Source organism: Pantoea sp., assembly GCF_028283705.1.
Classification (GTDB): Bacteria; Pseudomonadota; Gammaproteobacteria; order Enterobacterales; family Enterobacteriaceae; genus Pantoea.
Genome location: NZ_JAPWKD010000031.1, coordinates 217,398 through 234,644 on the forward strand (window position 1 = coordinate 217,398; position 17,247 = coordinate 234,644).

The window sequence follows — 17,247 nt, forward strand, 5'->3', positions numbered from 1 at the left end:
ATCCATCAGGAATGCATATGCATCAACACGATTCCAGTACCTCCCGGGCCCCTTTGTTTCATGAAGTGCTTGTCCGTGAAGACTGGCAAAACCAAACCATTACGCATCTTAACCGTTTACCAGCCCATCCGACTTTCGCCAGCTGGCGCGACGTTGACTGCGCAAAGGATAATCAGCCCTCAGCATACCGCCGCCTGCTGGATGGGCAGTGGCAGTTTTCTTATGCCCGTAGCCCGTTTGAGGTGGATGCCCGTTGGCTGGAAAGCGATCTGGCAGACAGCAGCAGTACGCCGGTCCCCTCTAACTGGCAGATGGAGGGCTATGACGCCCCTGTTTATACCAATGTCCGTTACCCCATCGACACTCCCCCACCGCGCGTCCCCGAAGACAACCCGACCGGCTGCTATTCATTGACGCTCACCCTGGACGAAAGCTGGCTGAGCGAAGGACAGACGCAAATCATCTTCGATGGTGTGAACTCCGCTTTTCATCTGTGGTGTAACGGGGAATGGGTGGGCTACTCGCAGGACAGCCGCCTGCCTGCGGCCTTCGATCTCAGCAACCAGCTGCGGGCAGGAGATAACCGTATCTGCGTGATGGTGATGCGCTGGAGCGCGGGCACCTGGCTTGAGGATCAGGATATGTGGCGTATGAGCGGGATTTTCCGTTCTGTCTGGCTGCTGAATAAGCCAACGTTGCACCTGAGTGATGTTCAACTCACCCCGCAGCTCGATGCGCTTTATCGTGACGCCGGGCTGGAGGTCAATGTCACTGTTGCCGCTCCGGCGCAGCTGCTGGAAAAACTGACAGTTAAGGTTGAACTGTGGCATGACACGCAGCGGGTCGCCAGCCATCAGCAACAACCCGGTTCGCCGATCATTGATGAGCGCGGCAACTATGCAGAACGCGCCGTAATGCGTTTGCCGGTAGAACGCCCGGCGCTGTGGAGTGCGGAGACACCGAACTGCTATCGGGCAGTGGTTTCCCTGTGGCGCGGCGATGAACTGATCGAAGCTGAAGCCTGGGATATCGGCTTTCGCCGGGTCGAAATCAGCAATGGCCTGTTGAAACTGAACGGTAAACCGCTGCTGATCCGCGGCGTCAACCGACATGAGCATCACCACCAGCGTGGTCAGGTTGTTACCGAAGAAGACATGGTGCAGGACATTCTGCTGATGAAGCAGAACAACTTTAATGCCGCACGCTGCTCACACTACCCCAATGCGCCGCGCTGGTATGAGCTCTGTAACCGCTATGGCCTGTACGTGGTTGATGAGGCCAATATCGAAACGCACGGCATGGTGCCAATGAGTCGTCTTTCCGACGATCCCTCCTGGCTGCCAGCCTACAGCGCCCGCGTCACACGGATGGTGCAGAACAACCGTAACCACCCGTCGATTATTATCTGGTCACTGGGTAATGAATCCGGCGGTGGTAGCAACCATGAAGCGATGTACCATTGGCTCAAGCGTAATGATCCGTCACGCCCGGTGCAGTATGAAGGCGGCGGGGCCAACAGCACGACAACCGATATTCTCTGCCCGATGTATGCCCGCGTAGAAAACGATCTCCTGATTCCTGCGGTGCCTAAATGGGGGATCAAAAAGTGGATCAGTATGCCTGGCGAGCAGCGCCCGCTGATCCTGTGTGAATACGCCCACGCAATGGGCAACAGCCTGGGCAATTTTGCCGATTACTGGCAGGCATTTCGTGACTACCCGCGCCTGCAGGGCGGGTTTATCTGGGACTGGGCCGATCAGGCCATCAGCAAAACCTTTGACGATGGCAGCACGGGATGGGCCTACGGCGGTGATTTTGGGGATAAACCGAACGACCGTCAGTTCTGCATGAACGGTCTGGTGTTCCCTGACCGCCGCCCGCACCCTTCATTGATTGAAGCCAAACATGCGCAGCAATATTTCCAGTTTGCTCTGCTGGCGCAAAACCCGCTGCGTATCAGCATTACCAGCGAATACCTGTTCCGCGCGACAGATAACGAAGTGCTGCACTGGCAGGTGCAGGCGGCTGGTGAAACCGTTGCCCACGGCAGCGTGACGCTTGAGCTTCGTCCCGAAGGCCAGTGTGAACTGACGCTGTGCGAGGCGCTTACGCTGCCAGCAGGTGCCGAAGCGGTGTGGCTGACGCTGGAAGTTATCCAGCCGCAGGCGACTGTCTGGTCTGATGCCGGTCATCGTGCCGCCTGGCAGCAGTTTGCCCTCGCCGCCCCGCTGGTTTTACCTGCTCCGGCATCGGCAGGAATGGCACCCGTGCTGGAGAGCAGCAGCCGTGCGTGGACGGTACGCTCCGGATCACAACAGTGGGTGATCGACCGTGAAAGCGGTCTGCTGACCCACTGGCAGGTGGACGGTGCCGAGCAACTGCTCACCCCACTGCGCGACCAGTTTGTGCGTGCACCACTGGATAATGACATCGGCGTGAGCGAGGTCGAGCGCATCGATCCCAATGCCTGGATAGAACGCTGGAAAAGTGCCGGTTTGTACACCCTCACCGCACGCTGTGTGCAATGTGAGGCACAGACGCTGGCCCATGACGTGGTGATTGATAGCCGCTGGCACTACCTGAGTGGTGACGAGGTGGTGATTGTCAGCCACTGGCGGATGACCTTTGATGCCGAAGGCAAACTGCATCTGGCGATTGATGGCGAACGTGCAGGTACCCTGCCGCCACTGCCACGCGTTGGACTGAATTTCCAGGTCCCGGACCAGGGTACGCCGGTCTCGTGGCTGGGTTTTGGCCCGCATGAGAACTACCCGGATCGTCGTACCAGCGCCTGTTTCTCTCGCTGGACGTTGCCGCTGGAGGAGATGAGCACGCCATACATTTTCCCCAGCGAAAACGGACTGCGTTGCGACAGCAAAGTACTGGACTGGGGGCGCTGGCACGTGGCAGGGGATTTCCACTTCTCCGTACACCCCTACAGCACCGCGCAATTAATGGAGACTGACCACTGGCACTGGATGCAGCCGGAAAACGGTGTCTGGATAACGCTTGATGGCCAGCATATGGGCGTTGGTGGTGATGATTCCTGGACACCCAGCGTACTGCCGCAATGGTTGCTGCTCGAAACACAATGGCAATATCAGTTAACGATTCATTTCCAATAATAATCGGGGGTGCGAACCCCCTACCCTACAGGCATAATAATATGGAAAAGTCACAATGAAACTCTCTGAACTCACACCAAGAGAACGGCATAATTTTATCTACTTTATGCTGTTCTTTTTCTTCTACTACTTCATTATGTCGGCCTATTATCCCTTTTTCCCGGTCTGGCTGGCGGAAGTTAATCACTTAACCAAAACAGAAACGGGGATTGTTTTCTCCTCTATTTCGCTATTCGCGATTATATTCCAGCCGGTGTTTGGTCTGATTTCCGATAAGCTGGGATTACGCAAACACCTGCTGTGGACCATTACGGTCTTACTGATCCTGTTTGCCCCCTTCTTTATTTTTGTCCTGTCCCCTTTGCTCCAGATGAATATTATTATCGGCTCGCTGGCGGGCGGGATCTATCTGGGAATTGTCTTCTCCAGCGGATCCGGGGCGGTAGAAGCTTATATTGAGCGCGTCAGCCGCGCCAACCGTTTCGAATACGGTAGAGTTCGCGTTTCTGGCTGTATTGGCTGGGCATTGTGCGCTTCAATCACCGGGATATTGTTCGGTATCGACCCCAACATAACCTTCTGGATTGCCTCCGGTTTTGCACTGGTCCTTGGCGCATTGTTGTGGTTGTCCCGACCAGAAAGCAGTCACAGCGAGCAGGTTATCGACGCGCTGGGCGCTAACCGCCAGGCCTTTTCGATGCGTACCGCCGCTGAGCTGCTGCGGATGCCACGCTTCTGGGGCTTTATTATTTACGTCGTGGGCGTCGCCAGTGTCTATGACGTTTTTGACCAGCAGTTTGCCAACTTCTTTAAAGGCTTTTTCTCCAGCCCACAACGCGGGACCGAAGTTTTTGGTTTTGTCACCACGGGCGGGGAATTACTCAATGCACTGATTATGTTTTGTGCACCCGCTATCGTTAACCGAATCGGTGCGAAAAACGCCCTGTTAACCGCCGGGATAATTATGTCCGTGCGTATTTTAGGATCGTCGTTTGCCACGTCGGCGGTGGAAGTGGTGATTTTAAAAATGCTGCATATGTTTGAAGTGCCGTTCCTGTTGGTTGGGACCTTTAAATACATCTCTTCGGCATTTAACCCGAAACTCTCGGCTACGTTATTCCTGATTGGTTTTAATTTATCGAAACAGCTTTCGGGGGTGGTGCTGTCGGCGTGGGTAGGACGGATGTATGACACCGTTGGTTTCCACCAGGCATACCTGATTCTGGGCAGTATCACGCTGTGTTTTACCGCGATGTCCCTCTTTACCCTGAAAGGGAGTAAAACACTGCTCCCGGCTACCGGGTATAACAGCGCCGCCTGACCAGCACTTAAGACTTGCCGAAGCCGCCCCTGATATATACAGTTAGACTGTATATATCAGGGGGGCGTATGACACAAACCAACAAACTTGCAGTATGTCGCTTTAACCATGAGGTGATTGAGGCCGGGAACCGTGAGGCATTTGATCAGCTTGTCGCCGTAAACTTTATCAATCGGTCTGCCGCTCCGGGGGTTCCCGACGATCGTGAAAGTCTGTGGCGGACGTTTGATCGACTGCTCCGTCCGGCATTTTCCGGACTCACTGTCACTATTGAAGAACAGGTGGCTGAACGTGATTGGGTGACCACCCGAAAACGTATCACTGGCATGCACAGCGGCACATTAATGGGCATCGCGCCCACCGGATTGACCGTGACCATAGAGGTGATTGATATGGTTCGCCTTGAAAACGGTCAGTACGTTGAGCATTGGGGAATGAACACATTGAGCAACGTTATTGCTCAACTCCAGCAAACACAAATCCCGTCTTAAAGCAGTTTACGTAGCGCCTCAAGGCCCTTTTTCAGGTCTTGCTGTGCCTGCTCATCCAGCTTTGACGTGATTTCGTTAGCAATCCAGCTGGCACGCCTTGCGCGTGCAGCCATCAGTTGCTGGCTACCCGCTTCGCTGAGCACCATGAGCAACGCTCGTGAATCCAGCACATTTTTTTGCCGCAGCACATTGCCCTGTTGTTCCAGTTCATTAATGACCAGACGCATACTCTGGTGCTTAACGCCGCGCAAACGCGCCAGGTCAGCAATTGACAGCGGGCCGTGGGTTTCCAGAAGTTCCAGGGTTTCATGCTGGGAATTACGCACCGTATCGGTGGCAACGCGAACCTGCCGCACAAAGGTGCTGACCACCTGGCGCAGTTCTTCAGCGAGAGTAAGTGGTGTGCCCAACAGATTTTCCTGCATGTGATTTATTCCAGGGGATATACGGTAAAGCAAGGCCGGACGTTTTTCAAAGCGATGACGCCATTGAGAATCAAATCACCGCTGTCCGGCAACGCTATCATCATTTCTACTTCATCCACGCGATTCTCGTAGTGTGTAATCAGCCATGATCGACCAGTCACGGTCTGCGCCTCCCGCCTCGACGGCTTTGCGCATCTGTCCATGCACGGCCGCCAGAGCAGGTAACGGTGCCGCCAAATTCTGTGCCGCCTCGCACGCCAGACGCAGATCTTTGAGTCCCAACTCAGCTCTAAAGCCCGGTTGGTATTTTCCTTCAGTGATAATCGCCGAATAGACCTGATACGAACGGCTACCAAACAGTGTGCCCAGCATCAGTTCAAAGAAGTCACTGCGTGGAACGTTATTGGCATCCGTCAATGCAACAGCTTCGGCCATCGATTCAATTGCCATCGCAATCATCATGTTACAGGCGATTTTGGCGGCATGCGCACCCGGTGGGTTATCTCCGAGCTGCCAGGTGCGCTTGCCGATTGCGTCCAGCAGCGGCTGCACACGTTGTAATGCCGCCGGATCGCCTGCCGCCAGGATATTCAGCTCGCCTTTTGCTGCCACATCGGGTCGGCCCAGAACCGGAGCAGCTACATAGGCGATCCCTGCCTGGCGATGGTGTTCGGCCAGCTCCTGTGAAAATGCCACCGAGATGGTCGAACTCACGACATGCACAACGCCCGGTTTCGCCTGTGCGAGTATGTTTCCTTCGAGGAGCACGCTGCGTATCGCCGCATCATCCGATAACATCGTCAGCACAGCGTCAGCCTGAAAAGCTTCGGCGGGAGAATCCACCATCTGTACTCCCGGCACATCTCCGCCGGAGCGGTTCCAGCATTTGACCTGATTGCCTGCCGCGACCAGGTTGATGGCCATTGCGCGCGCCATCGCCCCCAGACCAATAATTCCTATCTCCATGTCATAATCCTTCTATCTGAATGAGATGAAAAGTCGTGAAGTTAATAGCTTAGAAACTCTGTCACCGCCTGGTTGAGCGCAACCGGACATTCTTCCGGTAACCAGTGACCGCCGTCCGGCAATACCATTCCGGTTACATCGGTTGCAAAGCGCCGCATCATGTCAATTTGATACTGCCCCATTCCACCCTGCCCGCCGCCACCGATGGCGAGCGCGGGGATGCTTATCTTGCTCTTTGACAGTTCTTTATTATCAGCCACCCCCTGATTAAGGACGCGGTAGTATTCGAACGCGGCATTCAGCGAATGCGGTTTGGCATAAGACTTCGCATACAGATCAAACAGCTCTGGCGTAAAGGCATCTTTGTTGCTCGCATGCTCTTTGATGAAATGCTCAAAGAACTCGCGCTCATTTCCACTGATCAGAGTCTCGGCAAGTTGCTGACTGGCAGCGAAGAAGCTGAAATGCCAGACCAGCGATTCTCCCTGCGGAGTGAAAGCAGGGAACGAATAGATACTCTCATCAGGGATCGGGGCTTCCATGTAAACAACCCGACGGATACGGTCCTGATGCTGGATCAGCATCGGATATGTGTTCCAGATTCCGATATCGTGGGCCACCAGATCGAACTTTTGCCCCGCACTGAACTGCTCAGCCAGTTTGTATAGCAGGGGCGCGATGTCGGTGGCGCGATATGAATGCGGGACGCCGGACTGTCCCAGTCCCGGCAGATCGGGGGCCACGACCGTAAACCGTTTTGCCAGCTCAGGCATCAGTTGGTTCCACTCATACCAGCTCTGACCAAAACCATGCACCAGATAGACCAGCGGGCCGGACCCACCCTTAACGTAGTGCAATTTAACGCCATTGATCGTCCGGTACCCGCTGGTAAAACCAACGGGTACCGGAAACTCTTCAGTTGCAGCGGCTTCGCTTGAGACAGGTGCGTTTAACAAAGGAGAAGACTGCATCGACAAACATCCTTAAAAGGTAAATTGGACAGAAATAGGGGTGCGAACAGACCTGATAACATATGTATCGATTGGTATATTAATAACGCCAAAGCAACCCCGTCAACACATATGTATCGTTTAGTATGTTAATGAGAAGGATTGAGGCCGGGGGGATTTGTGGTCTTAACCCGAAAATGCGCTTAGCACGTCCCGGGTTAGTGAACAGAAGTGGGGTTAAACAGAACCTTCTTTTTCGATCACCAGGACGCGGGCGGCTCCTTGTGGATGGGCTACATGCTCCGTCCCCTCACTGGCATAGAAAATATCACCGGTATGCAGCGTCTTACTTTTAACCTCGCCATTTTCTTTGTAGAGCATCTCGACGCAACCATCCATAACAGCAAAAACTTCCTGTCCATCGTTGATGTGCCACTTGTACGGTTGATCGGTCCAGTGAAGCTTTACGCTGGTGTTATCAAAACTGGCAACAGGTAACGATTCCCAGGCCTGAGAGCCAGTAAATTCTTTGCTGCAATAAAACTTCATTTTTTCCCCGACATAAAAATGGATTAGCTCCGTTCATGCAGAAGTACCAGACGGGATCGACTGATTCAACACCGTCAACCTCTCTTGTCCGGATCTGTCACCGTTACGTCCGCATCACGCCTCTGCGTCAACGTCCAGCCTGCCCCCGTGTCGGGGAGCAGGCTGTGATGGGTCATTCCCTGGCGGGAAGAGGCCGGAACGCCTGCCTGATGTCCCAGACACTCTCCTTCTGGCCCACCGCAAGCGCAAACAACACCCCGCCCACGATAGAGAACAGGCCGAGCACGCTCCATGCCAGCGTCATATCGGTACCGCCACCCAGATGCTTCAGATATCCGGCCACCAGCGGACCGCCAAACTGCCCGATGAAATTGCTGCACGCCCCCACGAATGCCACCGCCGGCACCGCTTTTTTCGTCGGCAGGATTTCCGTCAGCCGGACATAGACCAGCGGCACCAGCATCTTCATGGTCAGGCCGACAAACATGAACAGGGCAATCTGCACCCAGTAGTAAGCAAGCGGAACAAAGGCTGCGGCCGACAGAGCCATTCCGCAAAAAACGGTAGGGATGGCCGCATGCAGCCGCCGTTCCTGGTTGTACTTATCGGAACGCCGGGTGATATACCAGATACCGATCATGGTCATCAGGAAGGGAATGCCGCTTATCAGGCCAACCATAAATTCACTGAGCGTGCCGTAACCTTTGAGGGCCGTCGGCAGCCAGAGCGTAAAGCCATACGCCAGCATGCTGTGCAGCGAATAACCGATTAGCATCAGCCAGAGCGCGGGTATTTTCAGGATGGTCCACCATGGGTCAGATTTCTCTTTGACATAGCCCGACTGCTCCGCTGCCAGATCTTTCTGTATATGGTCCCGGTCTTCAGCGCTGAGCCAGCTTGCCGCCTGAATGCTTTTGGGCACCAGATAAAACCAGATGATGCAGAACAGCCACGCTGGCGCGCCTTCAATGATCATCATCATGCGCCAGTTATGGTGCGCAAGGATCCAGCCAGAGATCGGACCGGCAAGAAACGCGCCCGCACCGAGGCTGAGATTCCAGATGCCGAAAGCACGTCCGCGCTCCGGCTTCATAAACCACTGAGCCAGAAACATCGCCGTTGCGGCCTGAATCGGACCTTCCGCCAGCCCGAGAAAGAAGCGGATGGCGACCAGTTCGCTGAAGCTACGCGTCAGGCCGGTCAGCATGGCGCAGGCACCAAACAGAAACAGGCTGACGCCAATGATTCTTCTGGAACCAAAGCGCAGTGCCAGCCAGCCTGCGGTGAACTGCGTAGCGACATAGCCCCAGGCAAATGCACCGCCGAGCCAGCCAGCTGCAACCGGGTCAAGCCCCATTTCGGCGGTAATATGGGGCAGCGCCATGCCGATATTGACCCGGTCGAAAAAAGAGATGGTATACATAATAAAGACGGCAGGTAATATTATTGTCCAGCGTTTTGTTCCGATAAGTGCATTACCTTTAAGAGTATTTCCTCTCATGATAATTTCCTCGTTTGGAGCAGATGTAGGGGGAAGCTGAATTCAGATCCTTTTAAATATCAGTCATATATTTTTTATTTATTATTTAGAAACCAGGACAACATAATTATTTCCACAACGCCCCCCGACAACACAAAGAGGCGAAGCAAGGCGATATAACCGGCAGGACTTATTCCGCCAGCGAACGCATTTCTTTAATAAGGTCAGATTTGCCTTCAAAACCGATACCCGGCAGCTCTGGCATAATGATGTGGCCATCTTCGACCTTCACCGAATCCGGGAAACCACCATAGGGCTGGAACAGATCCGGATAGCTTTCGTTACCTCCCAGGCCGAGACCCGCTGCGATGTTGAGGGACATCTGGTGACCACCGTGAGGAATGCAGCGTGACGGTGACCAGCCGAACTGTTCCAGCACATCCAGAGTACGTAGGTACTCCACCAGACCGTACGAGAGCGCGCAGTCAAATTGCAGATAGTCACGATCCGGACGCAGGCCACCATAACGCAGCAAATTGCGTGCATCCTGGTGAGAGAAAAGGTTTTCACCGGTCGCCATCGGACCCGGATAGAATTCTGACAACGCCGCCTGCAGGGAGAAATCCAGCGGATCGCCAACCTCTTCGTACCAGAACAGCGGATATTCACGCAGCATTTTGGCGTAAGCAATACCGGTTTCCAGATCGAAACGGCCATTGGCGTCTACCGCGAGGCGCGCTTCGCTACCAATTTCGTCCAGAACAGCCTCAATACGACGGCGGTCCTCTTCCAGCGACGCACCACCGATTTTCATTTTCACCACGTTATAACCACGGTTCAGATAACCACGCATTTCCTGACGGAGTGCGCTCAGGTCTTTGCCCGGATAATAGTAACCACCCGCCGCATAGACAAAAACGCGCGGATTAGCCTTTACGCCCTTCATTTCCGCCAGCAAGTGGAACAGCGGCTTGTCCGCGATTTTCGCGGTGGCATCCCATATAGCCATGTCCAGCGTACCGACTGCCACTGAGCGTTCCCCGTGGCCGCCGGGCTTTTCATTGCTCATCATCACGTCCCAGATTTTATGCGGATCCAGGTTGTCGCCTTTGGTATTCAGCAGGTTGCCCGGTTCGGCTTCCAGAATACGATTGCGGAAGCGTTCACGGATTAAACCGCCCTGACCGTAACGGCCATTGGAGTTAAATCCATACCCCACTACACGGCGTCCACCCACCTCAACATCAGTCACAACGGCAACCAGGCTCGTCGTCATTTTGCTGAAATCGATGTACGCATTACGGATAGGGGAAGCAATGGGTTGGGTAATTTCTACAACATCCAGGATACGCATGTTCTCTCCTGCGGTTCTCAGTTAATGGCCATCAAACTTAAGTGCCTGTGAAAGGGGTTATGTCATGCCAGATAATTATCGGCATAATGCACCAACGTAGTATTCGAGGACGTCGGAGTCCTGTCTGATGCAATCCTAAGCAGTCAGGGAATTCTGTTCTAATGCCAAAGAGGCAGGCTGTAATGCAAAATCGGCATCATCTGGAGTTAACATGGCTTGAGGACTGCGTTGCACTGGCGCAGTCACTGAATTTCTCCCGGGCAGCAGCTTCACGATATGTGACGCAGCCTGCATTCAGCCGCAGGATTGTTTCGCTTGAAGAGTGGCTGGGGACGCCGCTTTTTGAGCGGAACCGTCGCGGCGTCAGCCTGACGCGTGCGGGAGAAGTTTTCGTCACGCAGATCCCGGAACTTATCCGCGCGCTCTACACCCTGAGAAGCGAAGCCATCGAAGCGGCAGGAGAAACCCGACCAGACGTTATTTTTTCCGCTACGCATTCCCTGTCGTTTTCTTTTTTCCCGGCGCTGATGCGTAACAACGAAAAAATTGCTCGTTTTGGATCCTTCCGCCTGTTATCTGACACGCTGAGTGCCTGTGAACGGATGATTGCAAAAGGTGACGCTCAGTTTCTGCTTTGCTACCACCACCCTCACATGCACATTAACCTCGATGACGCGAAATACCTCAGCGTCCGGCTCGGACGTGAAACATTATTGCCTTACGCAAAATGCGATCCGGCAACCCGACAGCCGCTCTGGCATGCCTCCGGCGGGAAAAAATTCCCTTTCCTCTCCTATTCTGCGGAATCTGGCCTGGGCAGAATCCTTGCGAATATCTCACAGGTAAACCGAGCCAGGCGCGGGATGGATATCGCCTTCACCGCCGATCTGGCGGCCACATTGCTGGCAATGGTCAGAGCCGGGGACGGTATCGCATGGCTGCCGGAAACACTCGCTGGTCCGGATGTCGAAGCCGGGACGATTGCCGCTGCTGCGGGCAAAGAAAGCGCACTGTGGGTGCCAATAGATATCAGGCTTTTTCGGCCAGCAGCGAGAATGTCCAGGGCTGTTGAGGAGCTGTGGGAAATTTTTGTAGATGGTCAGGTCTAGCCTGAGCGAGGGTGTGCCGGGGCATGTTCCTTTAATGCACACCGCCCCTATAGGCATGCCCTATCAGCGTTATAGTTAGCACGATCACAATACCAGAATTTATTGTTAATATGATAATGGTTGCTATGGTTATCATTATTTCCATCGAAAGCAATCATGCTTTCAACCATACAAACTAAGGAATAAGACCATGAAAACTATCAAAGCAATGACCATCGCCGCCGCAGCCGCTCTTTCTCTGATGTCAGCAGCAAGCTTCGCGCAGAGCATCTCTGTTACCGCCGATACTCTGGACGGTGCCGAAGCTCAGGTTGCCGCTCAGGCCGCACAGCATGGCGATCAGTATAAAATTACCGAAGCCAACACCAATAACCGTGTGCATATGACCGCAGAACTGTACAAATAACAGATGGTCGCAAAAGGAAGTGCCGGAAGAGGTCGCCCCACGGGGCGGCCTTTTTCGCATCTGAAGCCGTTTTAACGCTGTTCACACGCCAAAAATAACGTCTGCTTCAGGGAAATGTGTCTCTTCAACTTTCAGGCGAAAACGCCGCGCAAACTCCGGGTCATTGGCGCAGCGTTGTTTGAGCTGCATCATCCGCAGGTTCCGCTGGGCCATTTCATCCTGATACACCCTTTCGATCTGCCCCTGTATTTCCAGATCCTCGTTGGGGGAGGGTTTGGTGATTGCTTTCCACCGGTAAATCTCTGCACGCGACGCTTTTACCGGACCATCGTTTTGCGCTTCAAGTTTCGCCATAAGATTTTCGTAATTCTTACGGGCTAACGGCGGCATGGCATCACGACGGATGTCACGCTCCGTTTCCGATACCAATGCTTCGAGTAACATCTGCTCAGTGCTGATGGCAGACTTAAAGCCAGCCAGTGCCTTCTGCTTCGTACTGGCAACGTCAACGAAACGGTCCAGCGCGTTCACCCCGTCAGCAATTGCACTGAGGTGTTGGGAGAGGCTTTTGCGGGGTGCTGCTGACTGCGGTCTGGCTGGTCGGGTATAGTGTGGCGTCTCCACCATGACAGCCTTGACCTGGCTGATGGCCTGGTCGGGAGTGTTGAAAACCACTTTTGCCGGAATGCGCAACACCCTGTAGCCCTCGCCAACGGAAAATGCATCCCGGATGCGGTCACGCTCCTTCTGTTCCGGGGACGAGTGCCATGCAGCACCATCAATCTCAATCACCTGACGACCATTCGCCACAAAATCAAAGCGGTAGTTCCCTACGCTTACCTGCATTTCCAGCGTTAGTGCGGGGGAGATTAATTTTCCGTTATCCGGTGTGAGATTGAACGCGGTGACCATCGCACGAAGGAACTGCTCTTCAGCGGGTGACTCACAGCCTGCGCAGAATTTACTGAGCCAGTCCTCATCGCCCGCTTTCACATCACGCCAGGTCGGCGCAGGGGGAACGCTAATGATCGAGGGAGCCTGCAGATCTTGATAGATAGTCCATATCAGCCAGGCAATGACCAGCAGTATAAATGGAAAGAAGAAGCAGACGGGCAACAGCACCGCAATAATCCCGATGCGACGCCAGATGGTCTTATTTTTATTATCCTGCACAACTACACCCCTGTTGTCGTAAATACATTTATCGTTGCTGATTTTTATGCCTCTGCAATGGGCATTTTGACACTTCAATAATATTCCCGCTGGCATTATCACAGACAACCGTTTGAACATGGAGAGTTTTATGGCTCAATAACATCCTCCACCCTGCTTACGAGGTTACATGTGCTTACCGGACTGAATCACATAACTATCGCCGTGAGTGATGTTGCAAGAAGCTTTAATTTTTACGTCAACACCCTCGGGTTTACGCCGAAGGCGAAATGGGCCAGAGGGGCCTATCTTTCTCTGGGGGATCTGTGGCTGTGCCTTTCTGCTGATACCGTCGCGCTCAGAGAGGATTACACTCACTACGCATTCAGTATCCGGAGTGGAGATTTCGATGAGTTTGCGCAGCATCTGAAATCATCGGGTGTCAGGGAGTGGAAAACAAATAAAAGCGAAGGGAAATCGATCTATTTTTTAGATCCGGATGGACACAAGCTGGAAGTTCATGACGGGGATTTGGATAGCCGACTCAGCGCCTGCACGGCTCATCCGTATGAGGGAATGGAATTTTTCTAGTCTGACGGGGCTAGGCGTAACAACAAAAACATAATGGCTAACAGGGGAAGATCAGTGGTCAAGCTGTGACAGCTGTTCTTCGGTCAGACCGGTCATTCTCATGACGGTGCTGCGGTCCATACCGTTCAGCAATAAATTACGGGCAACTTCAAGTTTACCTTTCTCGATGCCCTTCTGTTCGAGCTGTTCCGCGATAGTCATCAGTTCGTCCTCATGTTTAGGCACTCGCCGTGCCAATTTACGTACAAAGGCTTCTGCGTTTGAAGTTTCGCCTGCCTGCGCAATGTAGTTTATCACCGAAACAAACTGCTGTCCTGTCATGGGTTCCGTCTGCAAAAGCGTAGCCAGATTATCCAGCAGCTCGGCCAGATCGCGCCGGTGAATGTGTTTCTGTATCAAAGTCAGGGCCGCCATACTGCGGTGTCCCATGATTTCAGCATCAGGAATGACGGTGACATCAACCAGCGGGAAACCCTTGTTGTAGAGGTTCTGTGCAAGCACCGGGTCACTAAATTCATCCAGCCAGCGGGTTGAATACGGATAAGGGCTGCGCTTACCGGTGTAAAACAATACCGGTATCACCAGCGGAAGCTTTTTATGCCCGGCGTCCAGGTGGCGTTGCATGGCTGCCACAGCATAGAGAAGAAGCCTGAAGGCCATATGTTTGTCCGGGGAAGACTGATGCTCGATAAGCACATGCACATAACCATCATTACCGGTTGTGGTCTTCAGGCTGTAAACGACGTCACTAAAGCAGGGACGCAGGTTTTCCTCAACAAAACTTCCTGACTCCAGTTTAAGGGTTTTGAAGTCGCAAACCGCCTGCAGCCCGGCCGGAAGGTGAAGTTGCATAAAATCCCGGGCGGTCTCGGGATGCGTCAGAAACTGCTTAAATACAAGGTCATGCGGGGTTGGGGTGGCTTTTTTCCCTCTCCTGGCTTTCCTGTACGACATGTCCTTCTCCTTGATTGGGATGCTGCTCACCTGCTATTAACAAAACTCTGCTATACATCTGATCTGATGGGAGTTTCAATAAATGACATTGAATCGCAGAATTTTGATAGATTACTGGCTATCCATACAGCAGTCTGTGCGCAATCTCGGTACTTCGGCCCCGAGATCCGATATCAATACCCTCATCTATTGCCCACCTCAGCGTTTCGTTTGCCTTATAAAGTCGGTTTTCTGGTCAGGTAGATAACGAACATCGGACAAAAAACCAGCACTAACCGGCACACCCTGGTGCGTTGATATGCCATGTTGACTGGATACTGATGAGACAGAGAGGACGACGTAATGATCACCTTATGCAAAGCCTGCGGCACATCCTATGCGTTCACCGGCACTCCCCCGAGACAGTGTAAAATCTGCGAAGATGCACGGCAGTTTGTGCCTGCAACCGGACAGCAATGGGTAGATTTACCCACCCTACTTGCCTCACATACAAATAAGTGGCAACAACATGAAGCCAGTCTCTTTAGCATCACCACCGTGCCTGATTTCGCGATTGGTCAACGCGCATTCCTGCTAAGAACAGCGGAAGGGAATATTCTGTGGGATTGCATCGCCACTCTCGACAACGCCACGAAAACGTTAATTTCCGCACTGGGTGGGCTCAAAGCCATCGCCATATCACATCCGCATTTCTATACCACCATGCAGGAATGGGCAGCTGAATTTGATGCCCCGGTTTACCTGCACGCCAGCGATCGTCAGTGGATCATGCGCGACAGTCCCTATATCAGGCTTTGGGAAGGCGAGGCGATTAAACTGACTGCTGGCGTTACTGTTATGCATCTTGGTGGGCACTTCGCAGGCAGCTGCGTGCTGCACTGGGAACAGGATGAAGGGATACTGCTTGGCGGGGACACTGTTCAGGTCACACCTGGCGCGAATGCCGTCTCCTTTCTGTGGAGCTATCCCAACATGCTACCGTTACCGGCAGCGACGGTCCGGGATATTACGCAGCGCCTGAGTACCGTGAAGTTTGCGAAACTATATGGTGCGTTTGAAGGAAGGAATATCACGGAAAATGCGGGGGATATCGTACGCCGTTCAGGTGAAAAATATATCGCCTGTATGAGGATGTAATGCGGACATCTGGGTAGCTTAAAAGCTACCCAGTGCTTATCACTACGCGGGAAATCAGGCTCGCGGATCTAGTGGTTATGGTCTCTGAGGAAAACCGTCAAAACGTCTTTGGGAGGCGTTACTCCACACTCTGATAGTAACCAGCCCACCGCACCGCGATGATATGTCCCGTGGAACAAAACATGATTAAGCATATCCTCAGCCTTCATTTCACCCTCCCCGCCGTCTACGAACTGGAATTTTATCGTAGTGGCGAGATCCTCGGCAGTCATGGCGTTAACCGCCTCGATATACCAATCCGTGCATGCGGCCATTTTATCGAGCAGCTCATCAGCAGAAGGAGTATCCGGCGTATTCAGCGCAGTGTACCAATGTTGCTGCCCTGTCAGGTTGGCCCTGAAAATCATGTCTACGACATAAATATGGTTCATCAGCCGGAGCGTCAGGTGTCGTTTTTCTGCTTTCGCAGAGGTGTCTACTTCTTTAATTGCCTTTAAAGTTTCGAGGTCAATCCAGCGCTTATATTTAAGCAATGTAACGATCGTTGGCGTGCTCATGGTCTGTCCCTGGAATTTTACATTGTGTCATCATATCAATAGCATGCAGAATTGGTACGTTGAATTACACTCCGTTAACAAATACCTTGTGGTATGAGTGCCGCACGATAAATCTGACTTACACTATATGCCCAAGAGGGAGTGGCGAAGGTTCTTTGATAACCTGAATGGCAAAGGTACTTCGGATGTCACGTACACCCGGTAACGGCAGTAACACCGTGGTGTGGAAAATCTCGTAGGCTTTCAAATCAGGCACTACCACATGTAATAGAAAATATGTCCGTTTTCTTGCTAGAAACATCCGCTTTCAACGCATTCAGCAACTCTTTTTCAGCGTCATTCTTATCGGCTTTGCTGTACGCCTGATGATGAGCCATGTCTAATACTCGCTCCATTAATCCCTAACATTTTTCGCCGAAATGCCGATAACCTTGCACAGCTTGGTTTCAGGCCGAGATGAGTTTCCTTTTTCTTTGTATCGAACAGGAGCACACCATGGATGTTTCGCAAATTACTTCACTGGCTTCCGGTCTTGATAATCTGGATCTTAAAAGCCAGGTGAACACCCTCGTACTGAAGAAAGCGTTAGATAACCAACAGTCCTCTGCAGCCAGTATTCTCGCATCCATTCCACAACTGCCAGCAAACCCGGCAATCGGACGGAATATCAATACCACCGC

The 17,247-nt window shown here is 52.9% G+C and carries 18 protein-coding genes; 8 read left to right on the forward strand and 10 right to left on the reverse strand.

Going from position 1 to position 17,247, the window contains the following annotated elements; translation table 11 throughout:
• Window positions 1-17 precede the first annotated feature (17 nt).
• The 3 genes from PW844_RS22870 (at window position 18) to PW844_RS22880 (ending at window position 4,937) form a co-directional block, all read left to right on the forward strand.
• Entirely contained in the window at window positions 18-3,125 is a 3,108-nt protein-coding gene (locus PW844_RS22870; RefSeq protein ID WP_299456697.1) for a beta-galactosidase, read from the forward strand.
• A 55-nt stretch (window positions 3,126-3,180) separates the two neighbouring features.
• Window positions 3,181-4,446 carry an MFS transporter gene (locus PW844_RS22875; RefSeq protein ID WP_299456698.1) on the forward strand — a complete coding sequence of 422 codons (1,266 nt, stop codon included), beginning with the start codon at window positions 3,181-3,183 and terminating at the stop codon, window positions 4,444-4,446.
• A gap of 68 nt (window positions 4,447-4,514) precedes the next feature.
• On the forward strand, window positions 4,515-4,937 hold the full coding sequence (locus PW844_RS22880) for an ester cyclase (protein WP_299456700.1): 423 nt from the start codon (window positions 4,515-4,517) through the stop codon (window positions 4,935-4,937).
• On the opposite strand, the gene PW844_RS22885 is transcribed toward PW844_RS22880, so the two are convergent.
• The 6 genes from PW844_RS22885 to PW844_RS22910 form a co-directional block, all read right to left on the reverse strand.
• A complete protein-coding gene (locus PW844_RS22885; RefSeq protein WP_299456702.1) occupies window positions 4,934-5,362 on the reverse strand; it encodes a MarR family transcriptional regulator in 429 nt (142 codons plus the stop codon). The genes PW844_RS22880 and PW844_RS22885 overlap by 4 nt on opposite strands.
• Window positions 5,363-5,473: 111 nt before the next feature.
• Window positions 5,474-6,328 carry an NAD(P)-dependent oxidoreductase gene (locus PW844_RS22890; RefSeq protein WP_299456704.1) on the reverse strand — a complete coding sequence of 285 codons (855 nt, stop codon included), beginning with the start codon at window positions 6,326-6,328 and terminating at the stop codon, window positions 5,474-5,476.
• Window positions 6,329-6,369: 41 nt separating this feature from the next.
• Window positions 6,370-7,299 carry an alpha/beta hydrolase gene (locus PW844_RS22895; protein ID WP_299456706.1) on the reverse strand — a complete coding sequence of 310 codons (930 nt, stop codon included), beginning with the start codon at window positions 7,297-7,299 and terminating at the stop codon, window positions 6,370-6,372.
• A gap of 216 nt (window positions 7,300-7,515) precedes the next feature.
• On the reverse strand, window positions 7,516-7,827 hold the full coding sequence (locus tag PW844_RS22900; RefSeq protein WP_299456708.1) for a cupin: 312 nt from the start codon (window positions 7,825-7,827) through the stop codon (window positions 7,516-7,518).
• 172 nt (window positions 7,828-7,999) lie between these two features.
• Window positions 8,000-9,328, reverse strand: a complete 1,329-nt coding sequence (locus PW844_RS22905; protein ID WP_299456711.1) for an MFS transporter — start codon at window positions 9,326-9,328, stop codon at window positions 8,000-8,002.
• Window positions 9,329-9,497: 169 nt separating this feature from the next.
• On the reverse strand, window positions 9,498-10,661 hold the full coding sequence (locus PW844_RS22910; RefSeq protein ID WP_299456712.1) for a mandelate racemase/muconate lactonizing enzyme family protein: 1,164 nt from the start codon (window positions 10,659-10,661) through the stop codon (window positions 9,498-9,500).
• Window positions 10,662-10,843: 182 nt separating this feature from the next.
• Between PW844_RS22910 and PW844_RS22915 the strand changes: the two genes are divergently transcribed.
• Both PW844_RS22915 and PW844_RS22920 read left to right on the forward strand, forming a co-directional pair.
• Window positions 10,844-11,770 carry a LysR family transcriptional regulator gene (locus PW844_RS22915; protein ID WP_299456713.1) on the forward strand — a complete coding sequence of 309 codons (927 nt, stop codon included), beginning with the start codon at window positions 10,844-10,846 and terminating at the stop codon, window positions 11,768-11,770.
• Window positions 11,771-11,960: 190 nt separating this feature from the next.
• A complete protein-coding gene (locus PW844_RS22920; RefSeq protein ID WP_084872098.1) occupies window positions 11,961-12,176 on the forward strand; it encodes a YdgH/BhsA/McbA-like domain containing protein in 216 nt (71 codons plus the stop codon).
• Window positions 12,177-12,257: 81 nt separating this feature from the next.
• Here the strand turns inward: PW844_RS22920 and PW844_RS22925 are convergent, their stop codons facing one another.
• Window positions 12,258-13,349, reverse strand: a complete 1,092-nt coding sequence (locus tag PW844_RS22925) for an endonuclease domain-containing protein (protein ID WP_299456715.1) — start codon at window positions 13,347-13,349, stop codon at window positions 12,258-12,260.
• 171 nt (window positions 13,350-13,520) lie between these two features.
• Between PW844_RS22925 and fos the strand changes: the two genes are divergently transcribed.
• Window positions 13,521-13,919 carry a fosfomycin resistance glutathione transferase gene (gene fos / locus PW844_RS22930; protein WP_299456717.1) on the forward strand — a complete coding sequence of 133 codons (399 nt, stop codon included), beginning with the start codon at window positions 13,521-13,523 and terminating at the stop codon, window positions 13,917-13,919.
• A 51-nt stretch (window positions 13,920-13,970) separates the two neighbouring features.
• Here fos and PW844_RS22935 read toward each other — a convergent pair whose 3' ends face one another.
• Entirely contained in the window at window positions 13,971-14,873 is a 903-nt protein-coding gene (locus PW844_RS22935) for an Rpn family recombination-promoting nuclease/putative transposase (protein WP_299456755.1), read from the reverse strand.
• A gap of 342 nt (window positions 14,874-15,215) precedes the next feature.
• On the opposite strand from PW844_RS22935, the gene PW844_RS22940 reads away from it, so the two are divergent.
• On the forward strand, window positions 15,216-16,010 hold the full coding sequence (locus tag PW844_RS22940) for an MBL fold metallo-hydrolase (protein WP_299456719.1): 795 nt from the start codon (window positions 15,216-15,218) through the stop codon (window positions 16,008-16,010).
• A gap of 68 nt (window positions 16,011-16,078) precedes the next feature.
• On the opposite strand, the gene PW844_RS22945 is transcribed toward PW844_RS22940, so the two are convergent.
• Both PW844_RS22945 and PW844_RS22950 read right to left on the reverse strand, forming a co-directional pair.
• On the reverse strand, window positions 16,079-16,567 hold the full coding sequence (locus PW844_RS22945) for a DinB family protein (RefSeq protein WP_299456721.1): 489 nt from the start codon (window positions 16,565-16,567) through the stop codon (window positions 16,079-16,081).
• 118 nt (window positions 16,568-16,685) lie between these two features.
• Window positions 16,686-16,868, reverse strand: a complete 183-nt coding sequence (locus PW844_RS22950) for an Lrp/AsnC ligand binding domain-containing protein (protein WP_299456723.1) — start codon at window positions 16,866-16,868, stop codon at window positions 16,686-16,688.
• Window positions 16,869-17,062: 194 nt separating this feature from the next.
• Between PW844_RS22950 and PW844_RS22955 the strand changes: the two genes are divergently transcribed.
• The coding region (locus PW844_RS22955) for a YjfB family protein (protein ID WP_299456725.1) at window positions 17,063-17,247 on the forward strand (185 nt) is incomplete at its 3' end.

Bases quoted from the DNA above. Each gene is read 5' to 3' on its own strand.
- PW844_RS22870 (WP_299456697.1), top strand. From the start codon at position 18: ATGCATCAACACGATTCCAGTACCTCCCGGGCCCCTTTGTTTCATGAA.
- PW844_RS22875 (WP_299456698.1), top strand. From the start codon at position 3,181: ATGAAACTCTCTGAACTCACACCAAGAGAACGGCATAATTTTATCTAC.
- PW844_RS22880 (WP_299456700.1), top strand. From the start codon at position 4,515: ATGACACAAACCAACAAACTTGCAGTATGTCGCTTTAACCATGAGGTG.
- PW844_RS22885 (WP_299456702.1), bottom strand. From the start codon at position 5,362: ATGCAGGAAAATCTGTTGGGCACACCACTTACTCTCGCTGAAGAACTG.
- PW844_RS22890 (WP_299456704.1), bottom strand. From the start codon at position 6,328: ATGGAGATAGGAATTATTGGTCTGGGGGCGATGGCGCGCGCAATGGCC.
- PW844_RS22895 (WP_299456706.1), bottom strand. From the start codon at position 7,299: ATGCAGTCTTCTCCTTTGTTAAACGCACCTGTCTCAAGCGAAGCCGCT.
- PW844_RS22900 (WP_299456708.1), bottom strand. From the start codon at position 7,827: ATGAAGTTTTATTGCAGCAAAGAATTTACTGGCTCTCAGGCCTGGGAA.
- PW844_RS22905 (WP_299456711.1), bottom strand. From the start codon at position 9,328: ATGAGAGGAAATACTCTTAAAGGTAATGCACTTATCGGAACAAAACGC.
- PW844_RS22910 (WP_299456712.1), bottom strand. From the start codon at position 10,661: ATGCGTATCCTGGATGTTGTAGAAATTACCCAACCCATTGCTTCCCCT.
- PW844_RS22915 (WP_299456713.1), top strand. From the start codon at position 10,844: ATGCAAAATCGGCATCATCTGGAGTTAACATGGCTTGAGGACTGCGTT.
- PW844_RS22920 (WP_084872098.1), top strand. From the start codon at position 11,961: ATGAAAACTATCAAAGCAATGACCATCGCCGCCGCAGCCGCTCTTTCT.
- PW844_RS22935 (WP_299456755.1), bottom strand. From the start codon at position 14,873: ATGTCGTACAGGAAAGCCAGGAGAGGGAAAAAAGCCACCCCAACCCCG.
- PW844_RS22940 (WP_299456719.1), top strand. From the start codon at position 15,216: ATGATCACCTTATGCAAAGCCTGCGGCACATCCTATGCGTTCACCGGC.
- PW844_RS22945 (WP_299456721.1), bottom strand. From the start codon at position 16,567: ATGAGCACGCCAACGATCGTTACATTGCTTAAATATAAGCGCTGGATT.
- PW844_RS22950 (WP_299456723.1), bottom strand. From the start codon at position 16,868: ATGTTTCTAGCAAGAAAACGGACATATTTTCTATTACATGTGGTAGTG.